This window comes from Kitasatospora hibisci, assembly GCF_043950205.1.
Lineage (GTDB): Bacteria > Actinomycetota > Actinomycetes > Streptomycetales > Streptomycetaceae > Kitasatospora > Kitasatospora hibisci.
Window position 1 is genome coordinate 431423 of the sequence record NZ_CP171642.1, and the last position, 19017, is coordinate 450439.

The following is a 19017-nucleotide window of genomic DNA, read 5'->3' on the forward strand; positions in this document are numbered from 1 at the left end:
CTTCAAGCACATGCAAGCAGACTGCGCCGGTGCGCGCGAGCCTGTTCGCTGGTGCCGCCGACGGCCGAGCAGCGCGGCAGCCCGTCCCCCGGCGCACGACAACGTTCTCAAGACTGCTCACAGCTCTCTGCAATCCCCACGAGCGGACCAGGCGCCAGGACGCGGGTCCGCAGGACGAAGGCGGTATCAGCAGTGGACAAACGTGTCATCGGAATCCCGGCGGCGTGTGCAGCCGCCGTCCTCGTCCTCACCTCCTGCAGCAGCGGTGGCGACGGCGGCTCGGCGAACGGGAACGTGACCCTCAAGCTGGTGGCCGCCGACTACGGCGACAAGGAGACCAACAGCTCGAAGGCCTACTGGGACGGCGTCGCCACCGCCTTCAGCGCGGCCAACCCCGCCATCCGGATCGACGTCCAGGTGGTGAACTGGAACGACATCGACAAGCAGGTCAAGACGATGATCCAGAGCGGGAACGTCCCCGACGTCCTGCAGACCGGCGGCTACGCCGACAAGGTCGCCGACGACCTCCTCTACAAGGCCGAGGACGTGCTGTCGACGGGCACCCGGGCCAACCTCATCGACACCTTCGCCGACGCCGGCAAGGTCGGCGGCGTCCAGTACGGCATCCCGTTCGTCTCCTCCGCCCGCGCCTTCTTCTACAACAAGGCCGTCCTCCAGCAGGCCGGCATCGCCCAGCCGCCCGCCACCTGGGACGAGGTCCGCAAGGACGCGGAGCTGATCAAGGCGAAGGTGCCCGGCGTCACCCCCTACGCCCTGCCGCTCGGCCCCGAGGAGGCCCAGGGCGAGAGCATGATGTGGGAGCTCGGCAACGGCGGCGGCCACACCGACAGGACCGGCAAGTACAGCATCAACAGCCAGGCGAACGTCGACACCTTCGGCTGGCTGAAGGCCAACCTCGTCGACACCGGCCTGACGTACGCCAACCCCGCGACCACCGACCGCAAGACGGCCTTCGCCGACTTCGCCGCGGGCAAGGCGGCCATGCTCAACGGCCACCCCTCGCTGATCCAGATGGCCAAGGACGGCAAGGTCGACTACGGCGTCGCTCCGATCCCGGGCAAGGCCGGCCCGCTCAAGTCCACCCTCGGCGTGGCGGACTGGACGATGGCCTTCAAGAAGAACGGCCACCGCGAGCAGATCAAGAAGTTCCTCGACTTCGTCTACGCCAAGGACAACACGCTCAGGTTCGACGAGACCTACAACCTCATGCCGGTCACCCAGGACACCCTGCGGGAGATGACCGCCAGCGGCCGGCACAAGGACCTCGAACCGTTCTTCGCCCTGCTGCCGCAGGCCACCTTCTACCCGCTCGGCGACACCACGTGGGACGCCGTCTCCGCCGAGCTCAAGAAGGGCATCGGCAGCGCGGTCGCCGGCGACCCGGCCAAGGTGCTCGGCGACCTGCAGAAGAAGTCCCAGGACGCCGTCGCGAACAAGTAGGCGGTCGCACCCGTTCGGAAGGCACCGCACGTGTCCCTCAAGTCCACCGCTGCGCGGCCCCGCCGGTCCGGTCGGCGCGCGCCCGCCCGCTCCGCCGCCGGCCGCCTCGGCCCGCTGCCCTGGATCGGCCCGGCCGTCCTGCTGATCCTGTTCGTGGTCCTGTGGCCGGTCTACGAGATGGTCCGCACCTCGTTCCTGCGGATCAGCACCAGCGGGTTCGTCCGAGGCTCCGCCGGGCTCGACAAGTACCGCAAGCTGTTCGGCGAGTCCGACCTCGGCCCCGTCCTGCTCCGGACGGCGGCCTGGACGGGCGCCGTCGTCGGCCTGACGATGCTGCTCTCCCTGGCCCTCGCCCAGCTGTTCAACCAGCGCTACCCGGGCCGCCGGGTCACCCGCTGGGCGCTGATCGCGCCCTGGGCGGCATCCGTGCTGATGACCGCGATCGGCTTCAAGTGGATGCTCAACCAGACCGCCGGCGTCCTCAACACCGCGATGACCGACCTCGGTCTGATCGACGGCCCCCAGGACTGGCTCGGCCGGCCCTCGACCGCCTGGCCCTGGATGACGGCGGTCGCCGTCTTCGTCTCCCTCCCCTTCACCACCTACACGCTGCTCGCCGGGCTGCAGACCGTACCCGCGGAGCTGTACGAGGCCGCCCGCGTGGACGGCGCCTCCCCCTGGCAGACCTACCTGAGGATCACCCTGCCCCTGCTGCGCCCGGCCTTCCTGGTCGGCGTGGTGATCAACCTGATCAACGTCTTCAACTCCTTCCCGGTCATCTGGGGCATGACCCAGGGCGGGCCGAGCAGCGACACGGCCACCACGACCGTGTTCATGTACCAGTTGAAGAACACCGACATCGGCGAGTCGGCGGCGATGTCCGTCGTCAACTTCGCTCTGGTCGTGCTGATGGTGCTGGCGTTCCTCAGGGTCAGCCGTTGGAACAGGGAGGAGAGCTGATGGCGGCGACCCCGCCCGCCGCCCCGGCCGCTTCCGCGCCCGCCCCGCGGGAACGGCAGGCCCCGCGCCGGACCCCGCGCCGGAGCCCGCGCCGGTCGGCACGCACGGCCCCGGGCCGGACCGGGCTCCGGATCGGGCCGCGCACCCTGCTCGTCACGGCGGCGGCCTGGCTGCTGGCGGCGGTCTTCGTGCTGCCGTACCTGGAGATGGTCGTCACGGCGCTGCGCCCGGCGAACGAGCTGCGCGACCCCACCTACCTGCCGGAGCACTTCGCGTGGTCCAACTTCGTCGACGTCTGGCGCGAGTCGACGCTCGGCGGCAACCTGAGGGTCACCCTGCTGGTCGCCGGCGGCTCCACCCTGCTCGCGCTGCTGGTCGCACTGCCTGCCGCCTACTACACCGCGCGCGTGCGCTACCGGGGGCGGCGGCTCTTCCTGCTGCTCGTCCTGGTCACCCAGATGTTCCAGCCGACCTCGCTCCTGGTGGGCCTCTACCGCGAGTTCTACCAGCTGCACATGCTCAATTCGGTCTGGACGCTGGTCCTCTGCAACGCCGCGTTCAACCTGGCCTTCACCATCTGGATCCTGACCGCCTACATCGGCTCGATCCCGGTGGCCCTGGAGGAGGCGGCCATGATCGACGGCCTCGGCCGGCTCGGGGCGCTGCGCCGGGTGGTCCTGCCGCTGGCGATGCCGGGCGTGGTGACCGCAGTGATCTTCACCTTCATCGCGGCGTGGAACGAGTTCGTGATGGGACTGACCCTGTCCACCGAGCCGGACAGCCAGCCGCTGACGGTGGGCATCAACGGTTTCGTCGGCAACTACACCGTGCAGTGGAACTACCTGTTCGCCGGATCGGTCGTCGCCATCGTGCCGGTCGTGGTGCTGTTCGCCTTCATCGAGCGGCAGGTGGTCTCCGGCCTGACCGCCGGATCGGTCAAGTAGCGCAGCGCCCGGCGGGCGCCGGCCCTCACCCGCGCTCCCCGGAGCCCGGCCCCGAGGGCCGGCCGTCGCGGTTCAGGCCCGCTGCACCCGGACGCCGACGTCGGTCAGCGCCTTCTCCTGCTCCTCGGACAGCCCGTCGTCCGTCACCACGTCGTGGATGTCGGCCAGCGGGCAGATCGAGGCGAACGTGACCCGGCCGATCTTGGTGCTGTCGGCGAGGACGACCGAGCGCGCGCTGCCGCGCAGGAAGGCGCGGTCCGTCTGCGCCTCCATCTCGTCGTGCGTGGTGCAGCCCTCGTGCGCCGTGAGGCCGTCGACCCCGATGAAGGCGAGGTCGAAGTGGTACTGCGCGAGCATCCGGTCCGCGGCCGGGCCCACCAGCTCGTAGCTCGCCGACCGCGCGAGCCCGCCGATCACCACCAGCCGGACCTCCGGACGGACGATCAGCTCGGCCGCGATGTTGACGGCGTTGGTCACCACGGTGATCCCCCCGCGGTCGGCCAGGACGCGGGCGAGCTCGGTGGCGGTCGTGCCCCCGGTGAGCCCGACGACCGCTCCCTCCTGGACGAGCTCCGCGGCCGCCCGGGCGATCCGCCGCTTCTCCGCCCGCTGCTTCTCGCTGCGGTGGCGCAGCGGGAGTTCGAGGTTGACCGCACCGGTCACGGCCCCACCACGGGTGCGCTGCAGCCGGCCCTGGTCATGCAGTTCCTGGAGGTCCCGGCGGACCGTCGCACCGGAGACCCCGAGCAGCTCGGAGAGCACGTGCACGTTCGCGCTGCCCTCCTCGGCGACATGGGCGAGGATCCTGGCGGCGCGATCAGCTTTGAGCATGACCGGATTGTAGCTCCGAGGGTGGACACCGCTTCCGATCACGGGCCGGCGGCGGACCCGCGCCACGGTGAGAACCCGCCCGACCACGGCGGATCCGCCCCGCACCGGCCCTCGAAGGGCCGCGGCGGGGCGGCGGTGCACCGCACCGGGCAGCCTTGCGGCCACGACCGCCATCGCCATGCACTGCTCAAGTCTGAACAGGCGGGAACGGCCCCGGCGGGTGCACCGGACCTCCGTCCGGTGCACCCGCCGGGCGTGCCGACCGAGCGCGGCTCAGCCGCTCCCGTCGCGGCCCGCTCCCCCGCCCACGGGGGCGGTGCGCACGGGGACGCCGCCCGTGGCCGCCCCGACGGCAGGGCCCTTGGCCGCGGGGGACCCCGTCGCCGTGAGCTCGGCCGCGCTGGTCCACGGCCCGCGGTCGCCGGCCTCGCTCAGTGCCCGCAGCCGCAGGTAGCGCCCGGCCGTGGCCGGGAACGGCACCGTCTTCTCGGTGCCGGTGTCCGCCCAGCTCCCGGTCGCCACCGGGCTGCCCCAGGACGTGGCCGAGTCGGAGACGTAGACCTCGTACCGGCCGATGCGGCCGTTGACGCCGCCGTCCTGCCGGGGCAGGTAACGCAGGCCGTCGACGGCGAACCGGGCACCGAGATCGATCCGGATCTCGTGCGGCAGCGCCGCGGGCGTGCCGCCGGAGTAGGCGGTGTGCCAGAGGCTGCCGCTGCTGCCGTCGAAGGCGTTGGCGGCGGCGCCGTTCTCGGCGGCGGTCTCCTGGCTGTCCGCCGACAGCAGCTTCCAGGCGGACTTGTCCAGCGCCGGCGAGCCGCCGGCCCCGGTCGTCGGCGTGGGCAGGGTCGCACCGGCCAGGGTGACCGTGAACGCTCCGGACTGGCTGCCCGCCTTGACCCGCAGGACGCCGCCGCGGTCGGCCGGGTCGAAGAACCAGCCGGTGGCCGCGGCGTCGTAGTCGGCGAGGGAGTCCTGCCGGGCGAGCCGGGCCGGGCCCAGGTCCACGGCGGTGGGCGCGCCGGCCAGGTGGACGGTCAGCTCGTAGCCGCGCTCGGCGGGCTTGCCGGCGTAGGAGCCGGTGCTCGCCGCCACGTCGACGGTGACGGTACCCGTGCCCGAGGCCGGGGCGTCCACGGTGACCTGCTGCCGCGCCGAGGCGCCGGCCCGGTAGGCGCGGGTGAGGCCGTCGTCCTCGTACAGGCTGAAGGACGAGGTCCCCGACGGGTACAGGTCGTAGGTGAGGGTGGAGACGGGCTTCTCGCCGGTGTGGTTCATCTGCGGCCACATCGGGACGATGGCGCCGCCCTTGACGAACACCGGCGTCGAGTCGAGCGGTGCCGCGTAGCCGTTGAGCGTCGTCGGGCCCTGGTAGACCCGGCCGGTCCAGTAGTCGGTCCACGTCCCGGCCGGCAGGTAGATGCCGTCGCGGGTGGTGCCGCCGGTCGTCACCGGGGCGACCAGGAAGGAGTCGCCAGCCATGAACTCCTGCGCGGTGGCGTTGCCCTGGGCCACCGGGTCGTCCGGGTACTCCAGCACCAGCGCGCGGGTCGAGGGCACACCGGTGGTGCTGGCCACCTGGCTCATCGTGTACAGGTACGGCATCAGGCGCATCTTGGTCTGCAGCGCCTTGCGGTTGGCCGACAGGTAGGGCTCGGCGAACCGCCAGGGCTGCTTGTCGGTGTAGCCGGCGGACGGGTTGGTGGCGCCCCAGCCGGACATGGTCATGAACGCCGGGGTGAACGCCTTCCACTGGAGGTCCCGGGTGTAGGTCTCCGGGCTGCCGCCGAAGATGCCGTCGACGTCACCGGAGGCGTAGTTGAGGCCGGACAGCCCGGCGCCCACCACGGCGGGGACGGTCCAGCCCATGGTAGGCCAGTCGCCGCGGGTGTCGCCGGTCCAGACGACCGCGTTGCGCTGGGTGCCGGCCCAGCCGTCGACGGTCCAGACGAAGCGGCGGGCGTCCGAGTTGTCCTCGATCCCGGCGACGGCCTGGTTGACCCCGTCGAACGCGTCCTTGTAGCCCCCGCCGATCCACGCCACGTCGGTCTTCACCCCGCGGGAGCCGTCGGTGCCGACCTCGGTCTCGATGTCACTCAGCCCGGTCGACGTCCAGAGCCCGGTGTGGAAGCCCAGGGCCGCCAGGTCGGACGCCGTCTGCCGCAGGTCGGTGTAGCCGCAGCCGTAGCCGTCGTTGGGCAGGATCCAGCCGGACGGCATGTCGGCCTTCCGCGCGTCCTGCGCGTAGCCGACCACGTCGGGGGTGGTCTGGTGCCGGGCCCGCGTGTGGTCGCCGGTGTAGTCGGGGTTCGAGGCGTTGAAGCAGTCGGCGTTGCCCAGCTCCAGGCCCCAGATCGGAGCGAGGAACGGCTTGCCGGTCACGTCGGTGTAGGCGCCCAGCACGCCCTTGAGGGAATCGGCGACGAAGTAGTAGGCGTCGAAGCGCTTCTCGTTCTCGGTCGTGGCCACCGGGTCGGTGAACGCGTACGAGCCGGGCGCCCAGGTGTTGCGCAGCACGCCGTAGCCGTTGGAGGACATGTAGAACGGCGCGGGGCTGGCGTTGCTGTTCTGCTTCCACTCGTTGTCCACCGCGATCGGCACGGTCTGGTCCCGCAGGGCCCACGGCCCGAGCCGCAGTCCGGTGCCGTAGTACTGCTCGGCCGCGCCCCGGGTGAGGTACTGCGTCGTCCTCGACGCCGTCCAGGCGGTCGGCTTCGACTCCTGCCAGAGCAGCGTGCCGTCCGGCCGGTAGGCGGCGAAGGTGAGCGGCCGCTTGTACGCCCTCAGGGTGACCGCGCCGGTGGCGATCTCGTAGTAGGAGCCCCGGTCGGTGACGGTGACGGTGGGGGTGCCGAAGTCGGTGTTCACGGTGATGTCGCTGCCGGCCGGGTCGGTGAACCGGCCGTCGGGGGCGAGTTGGATGCGGAAGATGTCGGCCCGGATGAACACCACCCGCACCGCGGTGCCCGAGGACGTGGAGACGGTGGAGATCGTCCCGGCCTGGCGGAAGGCCGTGATGTTCCCGGCCGTGCTCCCCGCCGCGGCGCCGGCCGGGGCCAGTCCGACCAGGACGGTGGCGAGCACGACCGTCACCAGGCCGACCCGCAGCGCCCGTTGCCCGGGAGGGTTGGTGCCGGTGCGGGTGCGGGTGCCGGTGCGGGTGCGGGTGCCGGTGCGGGTGCGGGTGCGGGTGCCGGTGCGGTCGCGGGTGCGGAGGTGGCCGAGGGCTCGGGAGAGCCGGCTTCGGATGGTGCCGCTCGGTTGGGGCATGGCGGTCCCTCTCGGAACGGAGACAGATGCGCGGCGGAGCGAGCGTGCACCCGGATTGCATCAGCCACTGCTCACTTCAGTCAACAATGCGAGCCGATTCTTCAATTTTGAGCAGTCATCACGCAGTATCGCGCGGCCAGGGGTGGCCTCCGGTGCTCCGGCGGCCCTCCGGCAGGGCTCCGGCGGCGTGCTGGTTAGGGTCAGGGCATGTCCGCCACTCCTGGGCCCGCGCCCGCCCTGCGCCCCGCCACCCGCGCCGAACTGCCGGCGGTACTCGCCCTGCTCGCCGACGAGGAGACGGTGGTCGACCCGGCGACGATCGCCGTCACGGAGGCGTACGAGCAGGCCTTCGCCGCGATCGAGGCGGATCCGCGCAACGAGATGCTGGTCCTGGTCGAGGGCGCCGACGACCGGGGCCATGGCGGCACCGTGGTCGGCTGCCTCCAGGCGACGTACATCCCGGGACTGGGCAAGGGCGGCGCCGAGCGGGCCCTGATCGAGGCGGTCCGGATCCGCGCGGACCGCCGCGGCAGCGGACTCGGCCGCACCCTGATGCGGGCGGCGACCACCCGCGCACGCGCACGCGGCTGCGCACTCGTCCAGCTGACCAGCAACAAGCAGCGGGAGGACGCGCACCGCTTCTACACCGCGCTGGGATTCACCGGCAGCCACGAGGGCTTCAAGCTCGCGCTGTAGGACCGGCGCGGGCGTTCCCCCGGTCCAGGTGACCCCGCGCTCCTCGTCCGGGGACCGGAGTCCACGGGTCACCGGGAGCCCGCACCCGGATCCGGAGCGTCCGGGCGAGCTGCGTCCGGGCGAAGTACGGGTGCCGGGCGCGCCTCGGCTCCCTCTGCGGGGGCCGCGGCGCGCCGGCGGGGCCGTGGCGACCCAGGGTGAGCAGGGTGCCGTCGCCATCCGCGGGTGAACGCGACCGTCGACGTCCGGCACTCCGGTGGCCCGGGTCCGCCGACCCGGCTCACCGGCCGGGCCCGACGACGGGCTCAGCCCTCCGTGCTGGTGAGGACCTTCTCCAGGGCGGCCAGCGCCCACTCCAGCTCGTCGCGGGTGATGGTCAGCGGCGGGGCCAGCCGGATGGTCGAGCCGTGGGTGTCCTTGACCAGCACGCCCTCGCGCAGCAGCCGCTCGCTGACGGCGCGTCCGGTGCCGACGGCCGGGTCGACGTCCACGCCCGCCCACAGGCCCCGGACACGGTGGGCCGTCACGCCCTTGCCCGCCAGCGCGGCGAGCCCGGATTCCAGGACCTCGCCCAGGTCCGCGGCACGGCGCTGGTACTCGCCGGTCTCCAGCAGCGCGACCACGGCCGAACCGACCGCCGCGGCCAGCGGATTGCCGCCGAAGGTCGACCCGTGCTCGCCGGGCCGCAGCACACCGAGCACGTCACGGCGGCCGACCACCGCCGAGACCGGGACGATGCCGCCGCCGAGCGCCTTGCCGAGGAGCACCAGGTCCGGCAGGACGGACTCGTGCTCGACCGCGAGGGTCCGGCCGGTGCGCCCGAGCCCGGACTGGATCTCGTCCGCGACGAACAGGCACCCGGCCCGCCGGGTGAGCTCGCGGACGCCGGCCAGGTAGCCGTCGTCGGGGATCAGGACCCCGGCCTCGCCCTGGATCGGCTCGATCAGGACGGCCGCCGTGGTCTCGTCCAGCGCCGCCTCCAGCGCCGCCAGGTCGTTGTACGGGACGCTGCGGAAGCCGGGCGTGAACGGGCCGAACCCGTCGCGGGCGACCGGGTCGTCGGAGAAGCTCACGATCGTGGTGGTCCGGCCGTGGAAGTTGCCGCCGGCCACGACGATCGTCGCCCGCCCCTCCGGCACCCCCTTCACCTCGTAGGCCCACTTGCGGGCGACCTTGATCGCGCTCTCCACCGCCTCGGCGCCCGTGTTCATCGGCAGCACCATGTCCAGACCGGTCAGCCCGGCCAGTCCCTCGGCGAAGGCGGCGAGCCGGTCGTTGTGGAACGCGCGCGAGGTCAGCGTGAGCCGGTCGAGCTGGCGGTGCGCGGCCTCGACGAGCGCCGGGTGACGGTGGCCGAAGTTCAGTGCCGAGTAGCCGGCCAGCATGTCCAGGTAGCGGCGGCCCTCGACGTCCTCGACCCACACGCCCTCCGCCCGGGCCACGACCACCGGCAGCGGGTGGTAGTTGTGCGCGAGGACGGGCTCCTCGGCCCGGATCAGCTCCGCGGACGAGCGGACCGGCCGGTCCGCAGTAGTCGGACCGGCGGGGTCGGTGGGGCGGGCGGCTGCGGTCATGTCCGGTCTCCTGGGTGCGGGCGGCGGATCGGTGCGGACGGGTGGCCCGGGCGGTCCGCCGGCACGCGGGCGGTCCCCGCGTGCGGCTTCGGGGGTGTCCTCAACGCTAGGGAGCCGTCCCGCTCCCCGACAAGCGGCATCGCCGCCGCGCCACCGCAGCTCTGCTGCGTGTTCCGTCTCCTCAGCGCAGCAGTGCTGCGCCGCCACCCCGCGCCGCGCGGTCGGTGCCGGGCGCGGCGGCGTGCTCGCCGCCTGGGGCGAGCAGGTCGGAGAGGACCAGGCTGCTGACCGTCCGGCGGACGAACGGCTCGGCACGGATCCGCTCCAACACCTCCTCGAAGTGCTGCACGCTGGCCGCCCGTACGTGCAGCAGGGCGTCCGCCCCGCCCGTGACGGTCATCGCCGCGACGATCTCGGGGTGGTTGCGCACCACCTCGGCCAGCCGCCTCGGCGGCGCCGCACCGTCGCAGTACACCTCGACGTACGCCTCGGTGCCCCAGCCCAGGGCAGACGGCCGCACCGTCGCCGTGAATCCGGTGATCACGCCGTCCGCGCGCATCCGGTCGACCCGGCGCTTCACGGCCGTGCCGGAGAGACCGACGGCCGCCCCGATCTCGTTGAAGCTCGCCCGGGCGTTCTCCACCAGCGCCGCCACGATCCGGCGGTCCAGTTCGTCGAACTGCGGGGTGGTGGCGTGCGTCGTGGCCTTGGTGCTCATGGTCGGTGGTCCTTCACAGCGCTGCGGTAAGCCGTCGGGCGGGCCGGGCGGCGGGGGCACGAACCGGCCGCCCGCGGCTCTGCGCGCCCCATGGGCGCAGCATAACCACAGGTCAGCCCGGTCGGGGCGGGGCCGAGCGCAGGACCGGGCCGGGCGCCGCGGTGTCACCACGAACGCCCACCGAACACCGCGCCGGGAGTCGTCGACCAGGTCGCGACCGCCGCCGGCGCGCGGGGTCGGCGTTCCGCCCGGGTACCCGGAGTGCCGCCGTGCGACCGGTCGCCTCCCGCGGCGATGCGGTGATCATCTGACGGACGGTCGTCTACATTGATCGGCCGGACGGGGCCCACGGGCGCCCGTCCCCCGCCCTGGCCGACCGGCCTCGGTCCCGACCGACGAGGAGTCACATGTCTTCGCCCGCCATTTCCCGACGCCGTCTGATGTTCGCCGGGGCGGGTGTCGCCGCCGCCGCGGCCGCGCCCCTCGCGGCGGCCGGCGCCACGCAGGCCGCCGCCGATCCGGTGAACCCTGCGAACATCCCGGACGGCGCCCCGCTGATCGGGGTCGACCACGGCTCCACCCGGTGGGCCGGGTCGATCGTCAACCGCGACACCTCGACCACGCTGCAGGGCATCGCGTTCGACTCGGTCAACGGTCACCTCTACACCCTGCAGATAGCCGGGGCCAGCCAGGTCGCCTACCTCCAGTCCGGCAGCCAGGTCGCCGTCACCGCCACGATCGGCGCCGACCGGCACGCCGCCTCCGGCGACCTCTGCCTCACCAAGCACGACCTGAGCGGCGCCGTCCTGGGCCACATGTACCTGCTCGGCTTCGGGCACGGAGTGTCGCTCGGCATCGAGCCCGCGACCGCCACCACCCCCGCCTACGTCTGGACCGAGGCCAATGCGGCCACCAGCGGCTACGGCCGGGAGATCGTCCGGTTCCCGTTCGCCGACCAGACCCTGCTCTGGACCAGCCACCCCGACGTCCGGCGCCTGGCCTCCCCGGATGCCGCCGCCACCGCGATGACCCCGTACGTCGACGCGGCCAACGGCATCCTCCTGCTCCGCTACGCCCTCGCCGGCGAGCACTGGTTCGCCGCGTACGACCTGCCGGCCGCGCGCACGGCCGCGGCCGACGGCACCGCCCTGCCGGCCCCGCTGGCCCGTATCCAGCAGCCGTTCCTGCCGAAGGCCGACGCCAACGGCGCCCCGACGCAGACCGCCGCGACCTTCCAGGGCTTCGCCTCGCACGGCCGGTACGTCTACATGCTCGACGGCGACCCGCGCACCGGCGACCCGTCGAAGCCGCTCGCGGGCCTGGACAAGTGGACCGTCCACACCACCTCGATGGACCTCAACGGCGTGCAGAACGACCCCGCCACCGGTTACATCCGGCGCACCCACTCGGAGGCGGACGCGGGCGCCAACCCCCGTGAGCCCGAGGGCATGGCCGTCTACACCGGCCCCGAGGGGCTGCGCCTGTGCTTCGGCATCACCAACAACTCCGTCTCCGGCACCCGTCAGTTCGACCTCTACTACAAGGTCTGACCACGCGTCCGGCCGGCAGACGCCCGGGGGACGACGGTACTCCGGGCGTCTGCCGCCAACCGGCCGTCACCGGTCCGACCCTCGCCGTCCCGGGCTGCGGACCGTCAGGCCCGCACCGCCTCCGCCGCCTCGACGATCACCTCGGCCACCCGCGCCGGCTGCTCCACCAGGAGCAGGTGCCCGGCATCCGGCACCGTCACCATGGTGATCCCGGGGCTCGCCTCCAGCCCGCGGCGCTCCTCGTCCGTCAGCCCGATCTCGTCGCGGTCCCCGCGCACGACCCAGGCGGGCTGCCCGGAGTCGCGGAGCCGGGCGACCAGTGACGGGTGGCGGTCCAGGTACTCGTAGTAACACCGCACCGACGGGCGGCAGAACCCGGGATCGTTGTTGCTCATGTCCTCCGCGAGCGTACGCGCCCGGCCCTCCGCGACCCCGCCCTTGATCATTTCCTTCCGCATCATCGGCGGCAAGGTCTTGATCACCGCGGCCCAGGACAGCGGTCCCAGCCCCGGCACCCGGCCCAGGTGGTCCAGGACGCCGAGGAACGCGGCCTCGTCCTTCCTCGAGAACGTCGGCGACAGGAGCACCACGGGCCCGGCGAAGTCGCCTGCGGCTGCCATCTCGATCGCGACGTTCGCGCCCATGCTGTGGCCCACGACCAGGTCGCAGGCCTCGTCCGCCGCGCACTCCCCCATCAGTCGGGCGTAGTTCTCCATCGCGAGGTCGTCCGGCGGCACGGTGCGCCCGAACCCCGGCAGCGTCACCGCCACGGTGGCCAGCCCGGCCTCGGCCAGCACCGGCTCCGCCATCACGTCCGCGTAGAACTCGGCACTGCACATCCCGCCCGGCAGCAGCAGTGCCCGGTGCCGCGGATGCTCGGGGCCCGTACGGCGCACGTCCAGCGATTCCTTCATAGGCCCAGGCTGGACCCGCCACCGCCGACCCGCCACCGCCGGGCGTCACGGCCGACGGCTCGCCCGGCGGGGCGGCAGGGCCCGCCGCGGGGCCGCGACCCGTCTCGGCGGGGACGCGTCCACGCACAGCGAGCTCCCAAGCCCGTTCCGACGCGCTCCGCGGAACGGCCCCGGTTGCACCTTCCTGCCAACCTCCCGGCGATCTCCGTTCGAACGCGATCTTCGCAGCTATGCTCCGTAGCCGTCCGAGCATGATCCAAATCGTCGAAGGGGCAAGGAACGTGACGTTCCGTTCCACCACTGCCGCGCTGGCCACGGCCGGCCTGCTCTCCCTCCTGGGGACCACCACCGCCGTCGCCGCCCCGGCCGAGGCGCCGGCCGGCCAGGGCCGGGACTGCGGTGCCATCCGCCTCACCGGCTCGCTGCCGGCGCCGGCCCCGGGCCAGGCCGTCCAGCAGCAGGTCACGATCGGCGCCGACTGCACACCGCAGTTCGGCCCGGTCACCCACAAGCCCGCCTCGGCCGCGGCGGCGAAGACCGTGACCGCGAGCGAGGGCGCGGCCGCGACCGGCACCACCCGGCAGCTGCGCAGCCGGAACGAGATGTTCGACTGCTGCAACATCCGGATGACCGGGCTGTACACCACCTCCACCTGGACCACCGACGGCGGCCGGATCACCACCGCGGCCACCGAGGCGACCCAGGGCAACAACCGCGAGCCCTGGAACGCCGGCTGGTCGGTGAAGTCCGCGGCCAAGACGGACGACTGCACCACCGACTGCGCGGTCGTCCACACCAAGGCCGACGCCGAGTTCAGCTACCAGGGGATCTTCGACGTCACCGGCAACTGGTACTTCAACACGCACCACTCCTCGGTGCAGCTGAACGGCGACTCGACCGCGTCGTGCACCTTCGACGTCGAGCTGCGCCACACCTTCGTCGGCTGGAACTGGCAGCGCGGCTGCGAGTGATCCCGGGCCTCACGGCGTGCGGGCGGTGACGGAGCTCGCGTCACCGCCCGCAGGAGTTCGGCGATCCCGGCAAGGACCGCGGGAGGAACGCTTGCCGAGGAGCGCAGGACCACGGCCGCGGCGGGCCGCCCCGCCGAGCACGGTTCGACTGGTCGCGGCTCGCGGCCCTGCCGGGCGCACAGGGCATGCCGGTACGACCATGAAGAGGTGGACGCGGACCCGCACGACCTGCCCGGCCTCCTGGACATCGCACCGACCCCCCGGACGGCGGTGGCCTGGCTGCCGCCGTCCGGGCTGTGGGAGGCCGTCCAGGAGATCCGGCGGCAGCACGATCCGCAGATCCGCCGCTGGCCGCCCCACGTCAACGTGCTGTTCGGGTTCGTCCCGGAGTCGGACTTCGGCCCGGCCGTCCCGGTGGTGGCCGCCGTGGCGGCCGCGCACTGCCCGTTCACCGCCCGGCTGCGGGGCGTGCACAGCTTCCGCCACCGCCGCGACTCCACCGTCTGGCTCGACCCGGCAGCCGACGGCCCCGGTCCCTGGGCAACGTTGCACGGCTCGCTGGTGGAGCGCTTCCCCCGCTGCCGCGGCCGGGCCGAGGGCTTCACGCCGCACCTCTCGCTGGGGCGCACGCGCGATCCGCGCGGCCTCGCGGCAGAGGCGGCTGCGCGGCTGGGCAGCACCACGGCGCCGGTCGCCGAGCTCGTCGTCCTCTCCCGCCGGGGCGACGGCCCGATGGAGGTCAGGTTCGCGGTCGGCCTGGGAACGGGCGCGGTACGGCGACCGGGTGACCCCGGCGCCGGCGCGAGCCGCTGAGCCCCCACCCGCGGCAGGGCCCGCCCCACCGGCTACCCGTCTGCGCGCTGTCGGGGGAAGGGCCGGAGGTCGGGCTCGACCCAGGCGGCCCTGGCCTCGGCGCTCTCCAGCGTCGCGGTCCGGTAGAAGCGGTCCGGCAGCGTCTTGTCGAGCAGCTCGGGGTGCCGGTCGACGAAGGCGTCGAAGTCGGCGCCGCCGTCGAGACCACCCTCCGCCCGGCTTGCGTGGCGGCCCACCAGCTCGACCCAGGCCCGGGTCATGGTGGCGTGGTACTTCTCCGGGGCACCCGCGGCCAGGGCCGCGCCCCGGATGCCCTCGCCGACCAGTTCCACCGCGGCGGCGGTGCCGTGGCTCCGGACGGCCAGCCAGGCCAGGTGGACGTGTTGGCGGTGCCCGAACCGCTCGGCCGCAGCCATCGCCTCGGCCATCAACCCCGCGAACCGCTCGGACCGCGTCGCCGTCTCCACCGCACCGCGGCGGTCCCCGCTCATGCGCCCTCCTCGATCAGCGCGTCCAGCACGGCGTAGTAGCCGGCGACCGCACCCGCGGGCAGGCCGGCCAGGGCACGGCTCTCGACATCGGCCAGCGTCCGGCGGATCAGGGCCGCGGCCGCGTGCCCGGAGTCGGTGAGCTCGACGAGCACCGACCGGCGGTCACCGGCGCGCACACCGCGGGTGATGTGACCACGCCGTTCCAGCCGGTCCAGGACGCTGGTCAGCGTGGTCGGACGGGTGCCGACCGCGGCACCCAGCTGGGACACGGTCCGGCCCCGGCCGTCGGCGAGGTTGGCCAGCGCGTTGATCTCGGAGGCGGTCAAGTCGAGGTCGACGAGCTCGGCGGCGATCAGCTGCAGCGTGGCGTGCGTCGCGCGCTGCAGGGTGAGCAGCGCCGACCGCTCAGGTGGCACGGATTCGGACTTCACGATTTCGGATACTACGAAATCGTTCTACCGAGGGCAAGACGAGTGGCACCCGGCCGGACGCGCAGACGCCTCGACGCTCGAACGACGGCCACCCCTGGAGCCGCCCGGATCACCGGCCCTCCGCCGACAACCGATCGGGGCCGGTCTAGGCTGGGCCGGGTCCGAACCATCTCGACGGGGCGGGCCGGGCCGGCCGCGGGGTGGGAGATTCCGGGGGCCGGGCCTGCCGCAGGAGCACACGGGGGAAGAGCATTGTTCGAGGATCGGGAAGACAGCGAGCTCACCGAACTCACCGCGCACACCGAGTACATCGGGTACGACGGCGACGAGGAGGAGGGCGCCCCGCGCCGGTCGGCCTCGCGCAGGGTCTGGCAGCTGGCACTGGGCGGAGTCGTCGCCGGGCTGGTCACGGTCGGCGGGTACGGTGCTTACAACCTGGTCGACGCCGTCTCGGGCGGCTCCCGGGGCGACGGCGACCACCCGGAGTCCACCGCCGTTGCGGCCATGGCCCAGCAGCCGCCGACCGCCGAGGAGGCCGATGCGGTGGCCCGACGGTTCCTGGCGGCATGGGGCCGGGGCGATGTCACGGCCGCGGCCACCCTGACCGACCGTCAGGAGACGGCACGCTCGGCGCTGGCGGCGTTCCGCGAGGCGCTGAGGCCCCGTTCGTTCACCGCGACCGGGACGGGCCCGGCGCCCTCCGGCACGCCGAGCGAGCCGACCGTCGGCTTCCGGGTGAAGGCCGAGTTCGAGGGCGCGGCCGCCGCCTGGGAGTACGACGGTGCACTGAGCGTGGTCCGGGCCGCGGACGGCCGGGCGGTCGTCCGGTGGGCGCCGAACGTGATCCACCCGCACCTCGACACGGGCGAGACGATCGGCGTCCGACTGCTGCCCACTGCCGCGGCGAAGCCGACCGACCGCAACGGCAGGCCGCTCGACGCCTTCCCCTCGCTCAAGTCCCTGCTGCCCCAGATCGCTCCGCCCGCCGGTACGGACTCCGTCGACGGGCAGGCCGTGGTGATCACCGACGGCACCGCGAAGGCGCCGGAGCAGCTGTTCGTCCTCACCCCGTCGAGCGCACCGGAGGTCAGGCTCACCCTGGACGCCGGCCTCCAGCAGGTCGCGGAGGCGGCGGTGAGGCAGCAGTCGGCGGGCGGGAAGCCGGCCTCGCTGGTCGCCGTCCAGCCGAGCACCGGCCACATCCTCGCGATGGCGTTCTCCCCCACGGGCGGGTTCAACCGAGCCGCCGCGGGCGGACAGCCGCCGGGCTCCACGATGAAGGTGATCACCTCGGCCGCCCTCCTGCAGGCCGGGGTCCGCCCGGACACCGTCGTACCGTGCAAGGACACGACCAACTCCCCGCGCCCCTGGCACAACGACGAACGCGGGGACTTCCCCGACTACACCCTCACGGACGACTTCACGCACTCCTGCAACACCGGCTTCATCGACAAGGGCCTGGAGAAGCTGCAACTCGGAACGGTGTCATCGGTGGCCCGCGAGCAGTTCGGCCTCGGCCTGGAGTGGCACATCGGCATCGAGAGCCGGGACGCCACCGTCCCGGTGCCGAAGACCAGGGACGAGGCGGCGGCCGAGTTCATCGGCCAGGGCACCGTCCAGGTGAACTCGCTGGCGATGGCCTCGGTCGCCGCCACCGTGCAGAGCGGAACGTTCCGCCAGCCCGTCCTGATACCCGGCGCGAAGCGGGTGACGGCACCCGGGAGGCTGCCGGCGGGCGTCGCCCGCGACCTGCGGACGATGATGTCCAGGACCGCGACCCAGGGCACCGCACGCGCCCCGATGTCCGGGCTGACCGGCCAGATCGGCGCCAAGACCGGCACCGTCGAGACGGGCAACGGCAAGGGCACCAACAGCTGGTTCATCGCCTACCGCGGCGACCTCGCGGTCGCGGCCGAGGTCGAGGGCGGCGGCCACGGCAACAGCGCCGCCGGGGTGGCGGCCGCCCAGGTCCTCAAGGCCGGCGGAAAGGGCTGACGAACGACCGACGCGGGCGGGGGCCCGGCGCGAGCGTGCCGCGCCCCCGTCCGGCGGAGTGACGCTCAGGACGTCCGGCTCAGGACCATCATGCGCTCGGGGTTGGGCAGCGGCGTGAAGCCCGCCTTCGCGTAGACCCCGTGGGCGTCCTGCGTGGCGAGCAGGATGCGCCTGAGCCGGTACGGGGCCAAGTGGTCACGGACCGCGCCGGCCAGCCAGGTGCCCAGACCCCTGCCGCGGTGCGCGGTGGCCACGTAGACGTCGCAGAGCCACGCGAAGGTGGCCAGGTCGCTGACGATCCGCGCGTAGGCGACCTGGGCGCCCGCGGCGTCGAAGACACCGAAGTTGAGCGAGGCGCGCACCCCTTGCTCCACCGTCTCCCGGCTGACACCCAGCGCCCAGTACGCGTCGGTGGACAGCCAGTGGTGCACCAGGCCGACATCGATCCGGCTCGCGTCCGTGGACAGCTCGTAGCCGTCTTCCCTGATTGCGGTCATGAACGGACAGCATAGAGACGCCACTTGGAGATTCCAAGAACAAACTTGGAAGAACCAAGCAGGCCTCGGCGCCGCCGCTACCGGTCCACCGGCCGACGCACGACCGGCACATGACCGGTCCGTGACCGATTCGGCCGCGCGCGACCTCCCCTACCGTCGGAGACGACAGCGAACGAGCCCCCCGACGAAGGAACACCCCATGGCCGCCTACGCGATCGCCAACGTCCACGCCGTCGACTTCGGGCCCGACATCGTCGAGTACCTCCAGCGGATCGACGCCACCCTGGAGCCCTTCGGCGGCCGGTTCCTCGTCCACGGAGGCGGGGTCGAGGCGGTCGAGGGCAGCTGGGGGAAGGACCTCATCATCATCGAGTTCCCCGACCACGACCGGATGCGCGCCTGGTACAACTCCCCCGAGTACCAGGAGATCCTGCCCCTGCGCACCCGCCACATGACCGCCGACGTCGCCTTCGCCCACGGCACACCCGCCGGCTACCGGGGCGCCGACGCCCTGAAGCACTGACGTGCCGGGGCGACGGAGCCCCCGCCCGGCACCTCGGTGGCGTCGGACGGGGGCGGGGGCGGGGGCGGTCACCGTCCGCCCCCAACCGCCACCGGGTGCCCCTCGGGAGACGGTGTTCCTACCGGGACGGGGCGCAGACGAGCCGGTGGGCGGAGTGCCAGAGCGCGGCCTCCTCCTCGGACTCGGTGTGCTGGCCGGTCGCCTCGCAGTCCGGGCAGGTGGTGGTGCCGGTCTCGGGGTCGAACGCGAACGGGTGGCGCGAGGTCACTGGCGGTCCCTTCGGGCGGGATGGGGAAAGATCGTCCGGAGTCGCAGACGTGCGCGTAGCCAGGCGAACGATGCGGGATCCGACTGCGGAACGCCCACGCCGACCGCACT

The 19017-nt window shown here is 73.1% G+C and carries 18 protein-coding genes; 9 read left to right on the forward strand and 9 right to left on the reverse strand.

The window, feature by feature from the left end; all coding sequences use genetic code 11:
• The first annotated feature begins 192 nt into the window (after positions 1-192).
• The 3 genes from ACF9IK_RS02060 to ACF9IK_RS02070 are packed head-to-tail and all read left to right on the forward strand — an operon-like array spanning position 193 to position 3365.
• The gene (locus ACF9IK_RS02060) at positions 193-1461 is read left to right on the forward strand and encodes an extracellular solute-binding protein (RefSeq protein ID WP_395292496.1); all 1269 of its coding nucleotides are present in this window, start codon (positions 193-195) and stop codon (positions 1459-1461) included.
• Positions 1462-1491: 30 nt separating this feature from the next.
• Positions 1492-2421 (forward strand): carbohydrate ABC transporter permease, encoded by a 930-nt coding sequence (locus ACF9IK_RS02065; protein WP_395292497.1) that lies wholly within the window; start codon positions 1492-1494, stop codon positions 2419-2421.
• Positions 2421-3365: a carbohydrate ABC transporter permease gene (locus ACF9IK_RS02070; protein ID WP_395292498.1), complete on the forward strand. Its 945-nt coding sequence runs from the start codon at positions 2421-2423 to the stop codon at positions 3363-3365. The genes ACF9IK_RS02065 and ACF9IK_RS02070 overlap by 1 nt, the downstream gene beginning before the upstream one ends.
• Positions 3366-3437: 72 nt before the next feature.
• Here the strand turns inward: ACF9IK_RS02070 and ACF9IK_RS02075 are convergent, their stop codons facing one another.
• The gene (locus tag ACF9IK_RS02075; RefSeq protein WP_395292499.1) at positions 3438-4196 is read right to left on the reverse strand and encodes a DeoR/GlpR family DNA-binding transcription regulator; all 759 of its coding nucleotides are present in this window, start codon (positions 4194-4196) and stop codon (positions 3438-3440) included.
• Between the two features lie 273 nt (positions 4197-4469).
• Positions 4470-7466 carry a TIM-barrel domain-containing protein gene (locus tag ACF9IK_RS02080; RefSeq protein WP_395292500.1) on the reverse strand — a complete coding sequence of 999 codons (2997 nt, stop codon included), beginning with the start codon at positions 7464-7466 and terminating at the stop codon, positions 4470-4472.
• 207 nt (positions 7467-7673) lie between these two features.
• Here ACF9IK_RS02080 and ACF9IK_RS02085 point away from each other — a divergent pair, with 207 nt between their 5' ends.
• Complete coding sequence (locus tag ACF9IK_RS02085; RefSeq protein ID WP_395292501.1) at positions 7674-8162, forward strand: GNAT family N-acetyltransferase; 489 nt, start codon at positions 7674-7676, stop codon at positions 8160-8162.
• Between the two features lie 305 nt (positions 8163-8467).
• On the opposite strand, the gene rocD is transcribed toward ACF9IK_RS02085, so the two are convergent.
• Positions 8468-9736 carry an ornithine--oxo-acid transaminase gene (gene rocD, locus ACF9IK_RS02090; protein WP_395292502.1) on the reverse strand — a complete coding sequence of 423 codons (1269 nt, stop codon included), beginning with the start codon at positions 9734-9736 and terminating at the stop codon, positions 8468-8470.
• Positions 9737-9917: 181 nt separating this feature from the next.
• Positions 9918-10454 (reverse strand): Lrp/AsnC family transcriptional regulator, encoded by a 537-nt coding sequence (locus ACF9IK_RS02095; protein WP_395292503.1) that lies wholly within the window; start codon positions 10452-10454, stop codon positions 9918-9920.
• A gap of 407 nt (positions 10455-10861) precedes the next feature.
• On the opposite strand from ACF9IK_RS02095, the gene ACF9IK_RS02100 reads away from it, so the two are divergent.
• Entirely contained in the window at positions 10862-12004 is a 1143-nt protein-coding gene (locus ACF9IK_RS02100) for a hypothetical protein (protein ID WP_395292504.1), read from the forward strand.
• 104 nt (positions 12005-12108) lie between these two features.
• Here the strand turns inward: ACF9IK_RS02100 and ACF9IK_RS02105 are convergent, their stop codons facing one another.
• Positions 12109-12918 (reverse strand): alpha/beta fold hydrolase, encoded by an 810-nt coding sequence (locus ACF9IK_RS02105; protein ID WP_395292505.1) that lies wholly within the window; start codon positions 12916-12918, stop codon positions 12109-12111.
• A gap of 281 nt (positions 12919-13199) precedes the next feature.
• Between ACF9IK_RS02105 and ACF9IK_RS02110 the strand changes: the two genes are divergently transcribed.
• Positions 13200-13889 carry a hypothetical protein gene (locus ACF9IK_RS02110; RefSeq protein WP_395292506.1) on the forward strand — a complete coding sequence of 230 codons (690 nt, stop codon included), beginning with the start codon at positions 13200-13202 and terminating at the stop codon, positions 13887-13889.
• A 207-nt stretch (positions 13890-14096) separates the two neighbouring features.
• Entirely contained in the window at positions 14097-14702 is a 606-nt protein-coding gene (locus ACF9IK_RS02115; RefSeq protein ID WP_395292507.1) for a 2'-5' RNA ligase family protein, read from the forward strand.
• A 32-nt stretch (positions 14703-14734) separates the two neighbouring features.
• On the opposite strand, the gene ACF9IK_RS02120 is transcribed toward ACF9IK_RS02115, so the two are convergent.
• Both ACF9IK_RS02120 and ACF9IK_RS02125 read right to left on the reverse strand, forming a co-directional pair.
• On the reverse strand, positions 14735-15193 hold the full coding sequence (locus tag ACF9IK_RS02120; RefSeq protein WP_395292508.1) for a hypothetical protein: 459 nt from the start codon (positions 15191-15193) through the stop codon (positions 14735-14737).
• Entirely contained in the window at positions 15190-15624 is a 435-nt protein-coding gene (locus ACF9IK_RS02125) for a MarR family winged helix-turn-helix transcriptional regulator (protein ID WP_395292509.1), read from the reverse strand. Before ACF9IK_RS02125 ends, ACF9IK_RS02120 begins: the two co-directional genes overlap by 4 nt.
• A gap of 252 nt (positions 15625-15876) precedes the next feature.
• Here ACF9IK_RS02125 and ACF9IK_RS02130 point away from each other — a divergent pair, with 252 nt between their 5' ends.
• On the forward strand, positions 15877-17619 hold the full coding sequence (locus tag ACF9IK_RS02130; RefSeq protein ID WP_395292510.1) for a penicillin-binding transpeptidase domain-containing protein: 1743 nt from the start codon (positions 15877-15879) through the stop codon (positions 17617-17619).
• 65 nt (positions 17620-17684) lie between these two features.
• Here the strand turns inward: ACF9IK_RS02130 and ACF9IK_RS02135 are convergent, their stop codons facing one another.
• Positions 17685-18116, reverse strand: a complete 432-nt coding sequence (locus ACF9IK_RS02135) for a GNAT family N-acetyltransferase (RefSeq protein ID WP_395292511.1) — start codon at positions 18114-18116, stop codon at positions 17685-17687.
• A 199-nt stretch (positions 18117-18315) separates the two neighbouring features.
• Here ACF9IK_RS02135 and ACF9IK_RS02140 point away from each other — a divergent pair, with 199 nt between their 5' ends.
• Complete coding sequence (locus ACF9IK_RS02140; RefSeq protein ID WP_395292512.1) at positions 18316-18639, forward strand: DUF1330 domain-containing protein; 324 nt, start codon at positions 18316-18318, stop codon at positions 18637-18639.
• A gap of 118 nt (positions 18640-18757) precedes the next feature.
• Here ACF9IK_RS02140 and ACF9IK_RS02145 read toward each other — a convergent pair whose 3' ends face one another.
• Positions 18758-18907, reverse strand: coding sequence for a hypothetical protein (locus tag ACF9IK_RS02145; protein WP_395292513.1), 150 nt, complete (start codon positions 18905-18907; stop codon positions 18758-18760).
• Positions 18908-19017 lie beyond the last annotated feature (110 nt).

Coding starts and splice junctions, on each gene's coding strand:
- ACF9IK_RS02085 (WP_395292501.1), top strand. CDS start 7,674: ATGTCCGCCACTCCTGGGCCCGCGCCCGCCCTGCGCCCCGCCACCCGC.
- ACF9IK_RS02070 (WP_395292498.1), top strand. CDS start 2,421: ATGGCGGCGACCCCGCCCGCCGCCCCGGCCGCTTCCGCGCCCGCCCCG.
- rocD (WP_395292502.1), bottom strand. CDS start 9,736: ATGACCGCAGCCGCCCGCCCCACCGACCCCGCCGGTCCGACTACTGCG.
- ACF9IK_RS02140 (WP_395292512.1), top strand. CDS start 18,316: ATGGCCGCCTACGCGATCGCCAACGTCCACGCCGTCGACTTCGGGCCC.
- ACF9IK_RS02135 (WP_395292511.1), bottom strand. CDS start 18,116: ATGACCGCAATCAGGGAAGACGGCTACGAGCTGTCCACGGACGCGAGC.
- ACF9IK_RS02105 (WP_395292505.1), bottom strand. CDS start 12,918: ATGAAGGAATCGCTGGACGTGCGCCGTACGGGCCCCGAGCATCCGCGG.
- ACF9IK_RS02095 (WP_395292503.1), bottom strand. CDS start 10,454: ATGAGCACCAAGGCCACGACGCACGCCACCACCCCGCAGTTCGACGAA.
- ACF9IK_RS02120 (WP_395292508.1), bottom strand. CDS start 15,193: ATGAGCGGGGACCGCCGCGGTGCGGTGGAGACGGCGACGCGGTCCGAG.
- ACF9IK_RS02075 (WP_395292499.1), bottom strand. CDS start 4,196: ATGCTCAAAGCTGATCGCGCCGCCAGGATCCTCGCCCATGTCGCCGAG.
- ACF9IK_RS02080 (WP_395292500.1), bottom strand. CDS start 7,466: ATGCCCCAACCGAGCGGCACCATCCGAAGCCGGCTCTCCCGAGCCCTC.
- ACF9IK_RS02100 (WP_395292504.1), top strand. CDS start 10,862: ATGTCTTCGCCCGCCATTTCCCGACGCCGTCTGATGTTCGCCGGGGCG.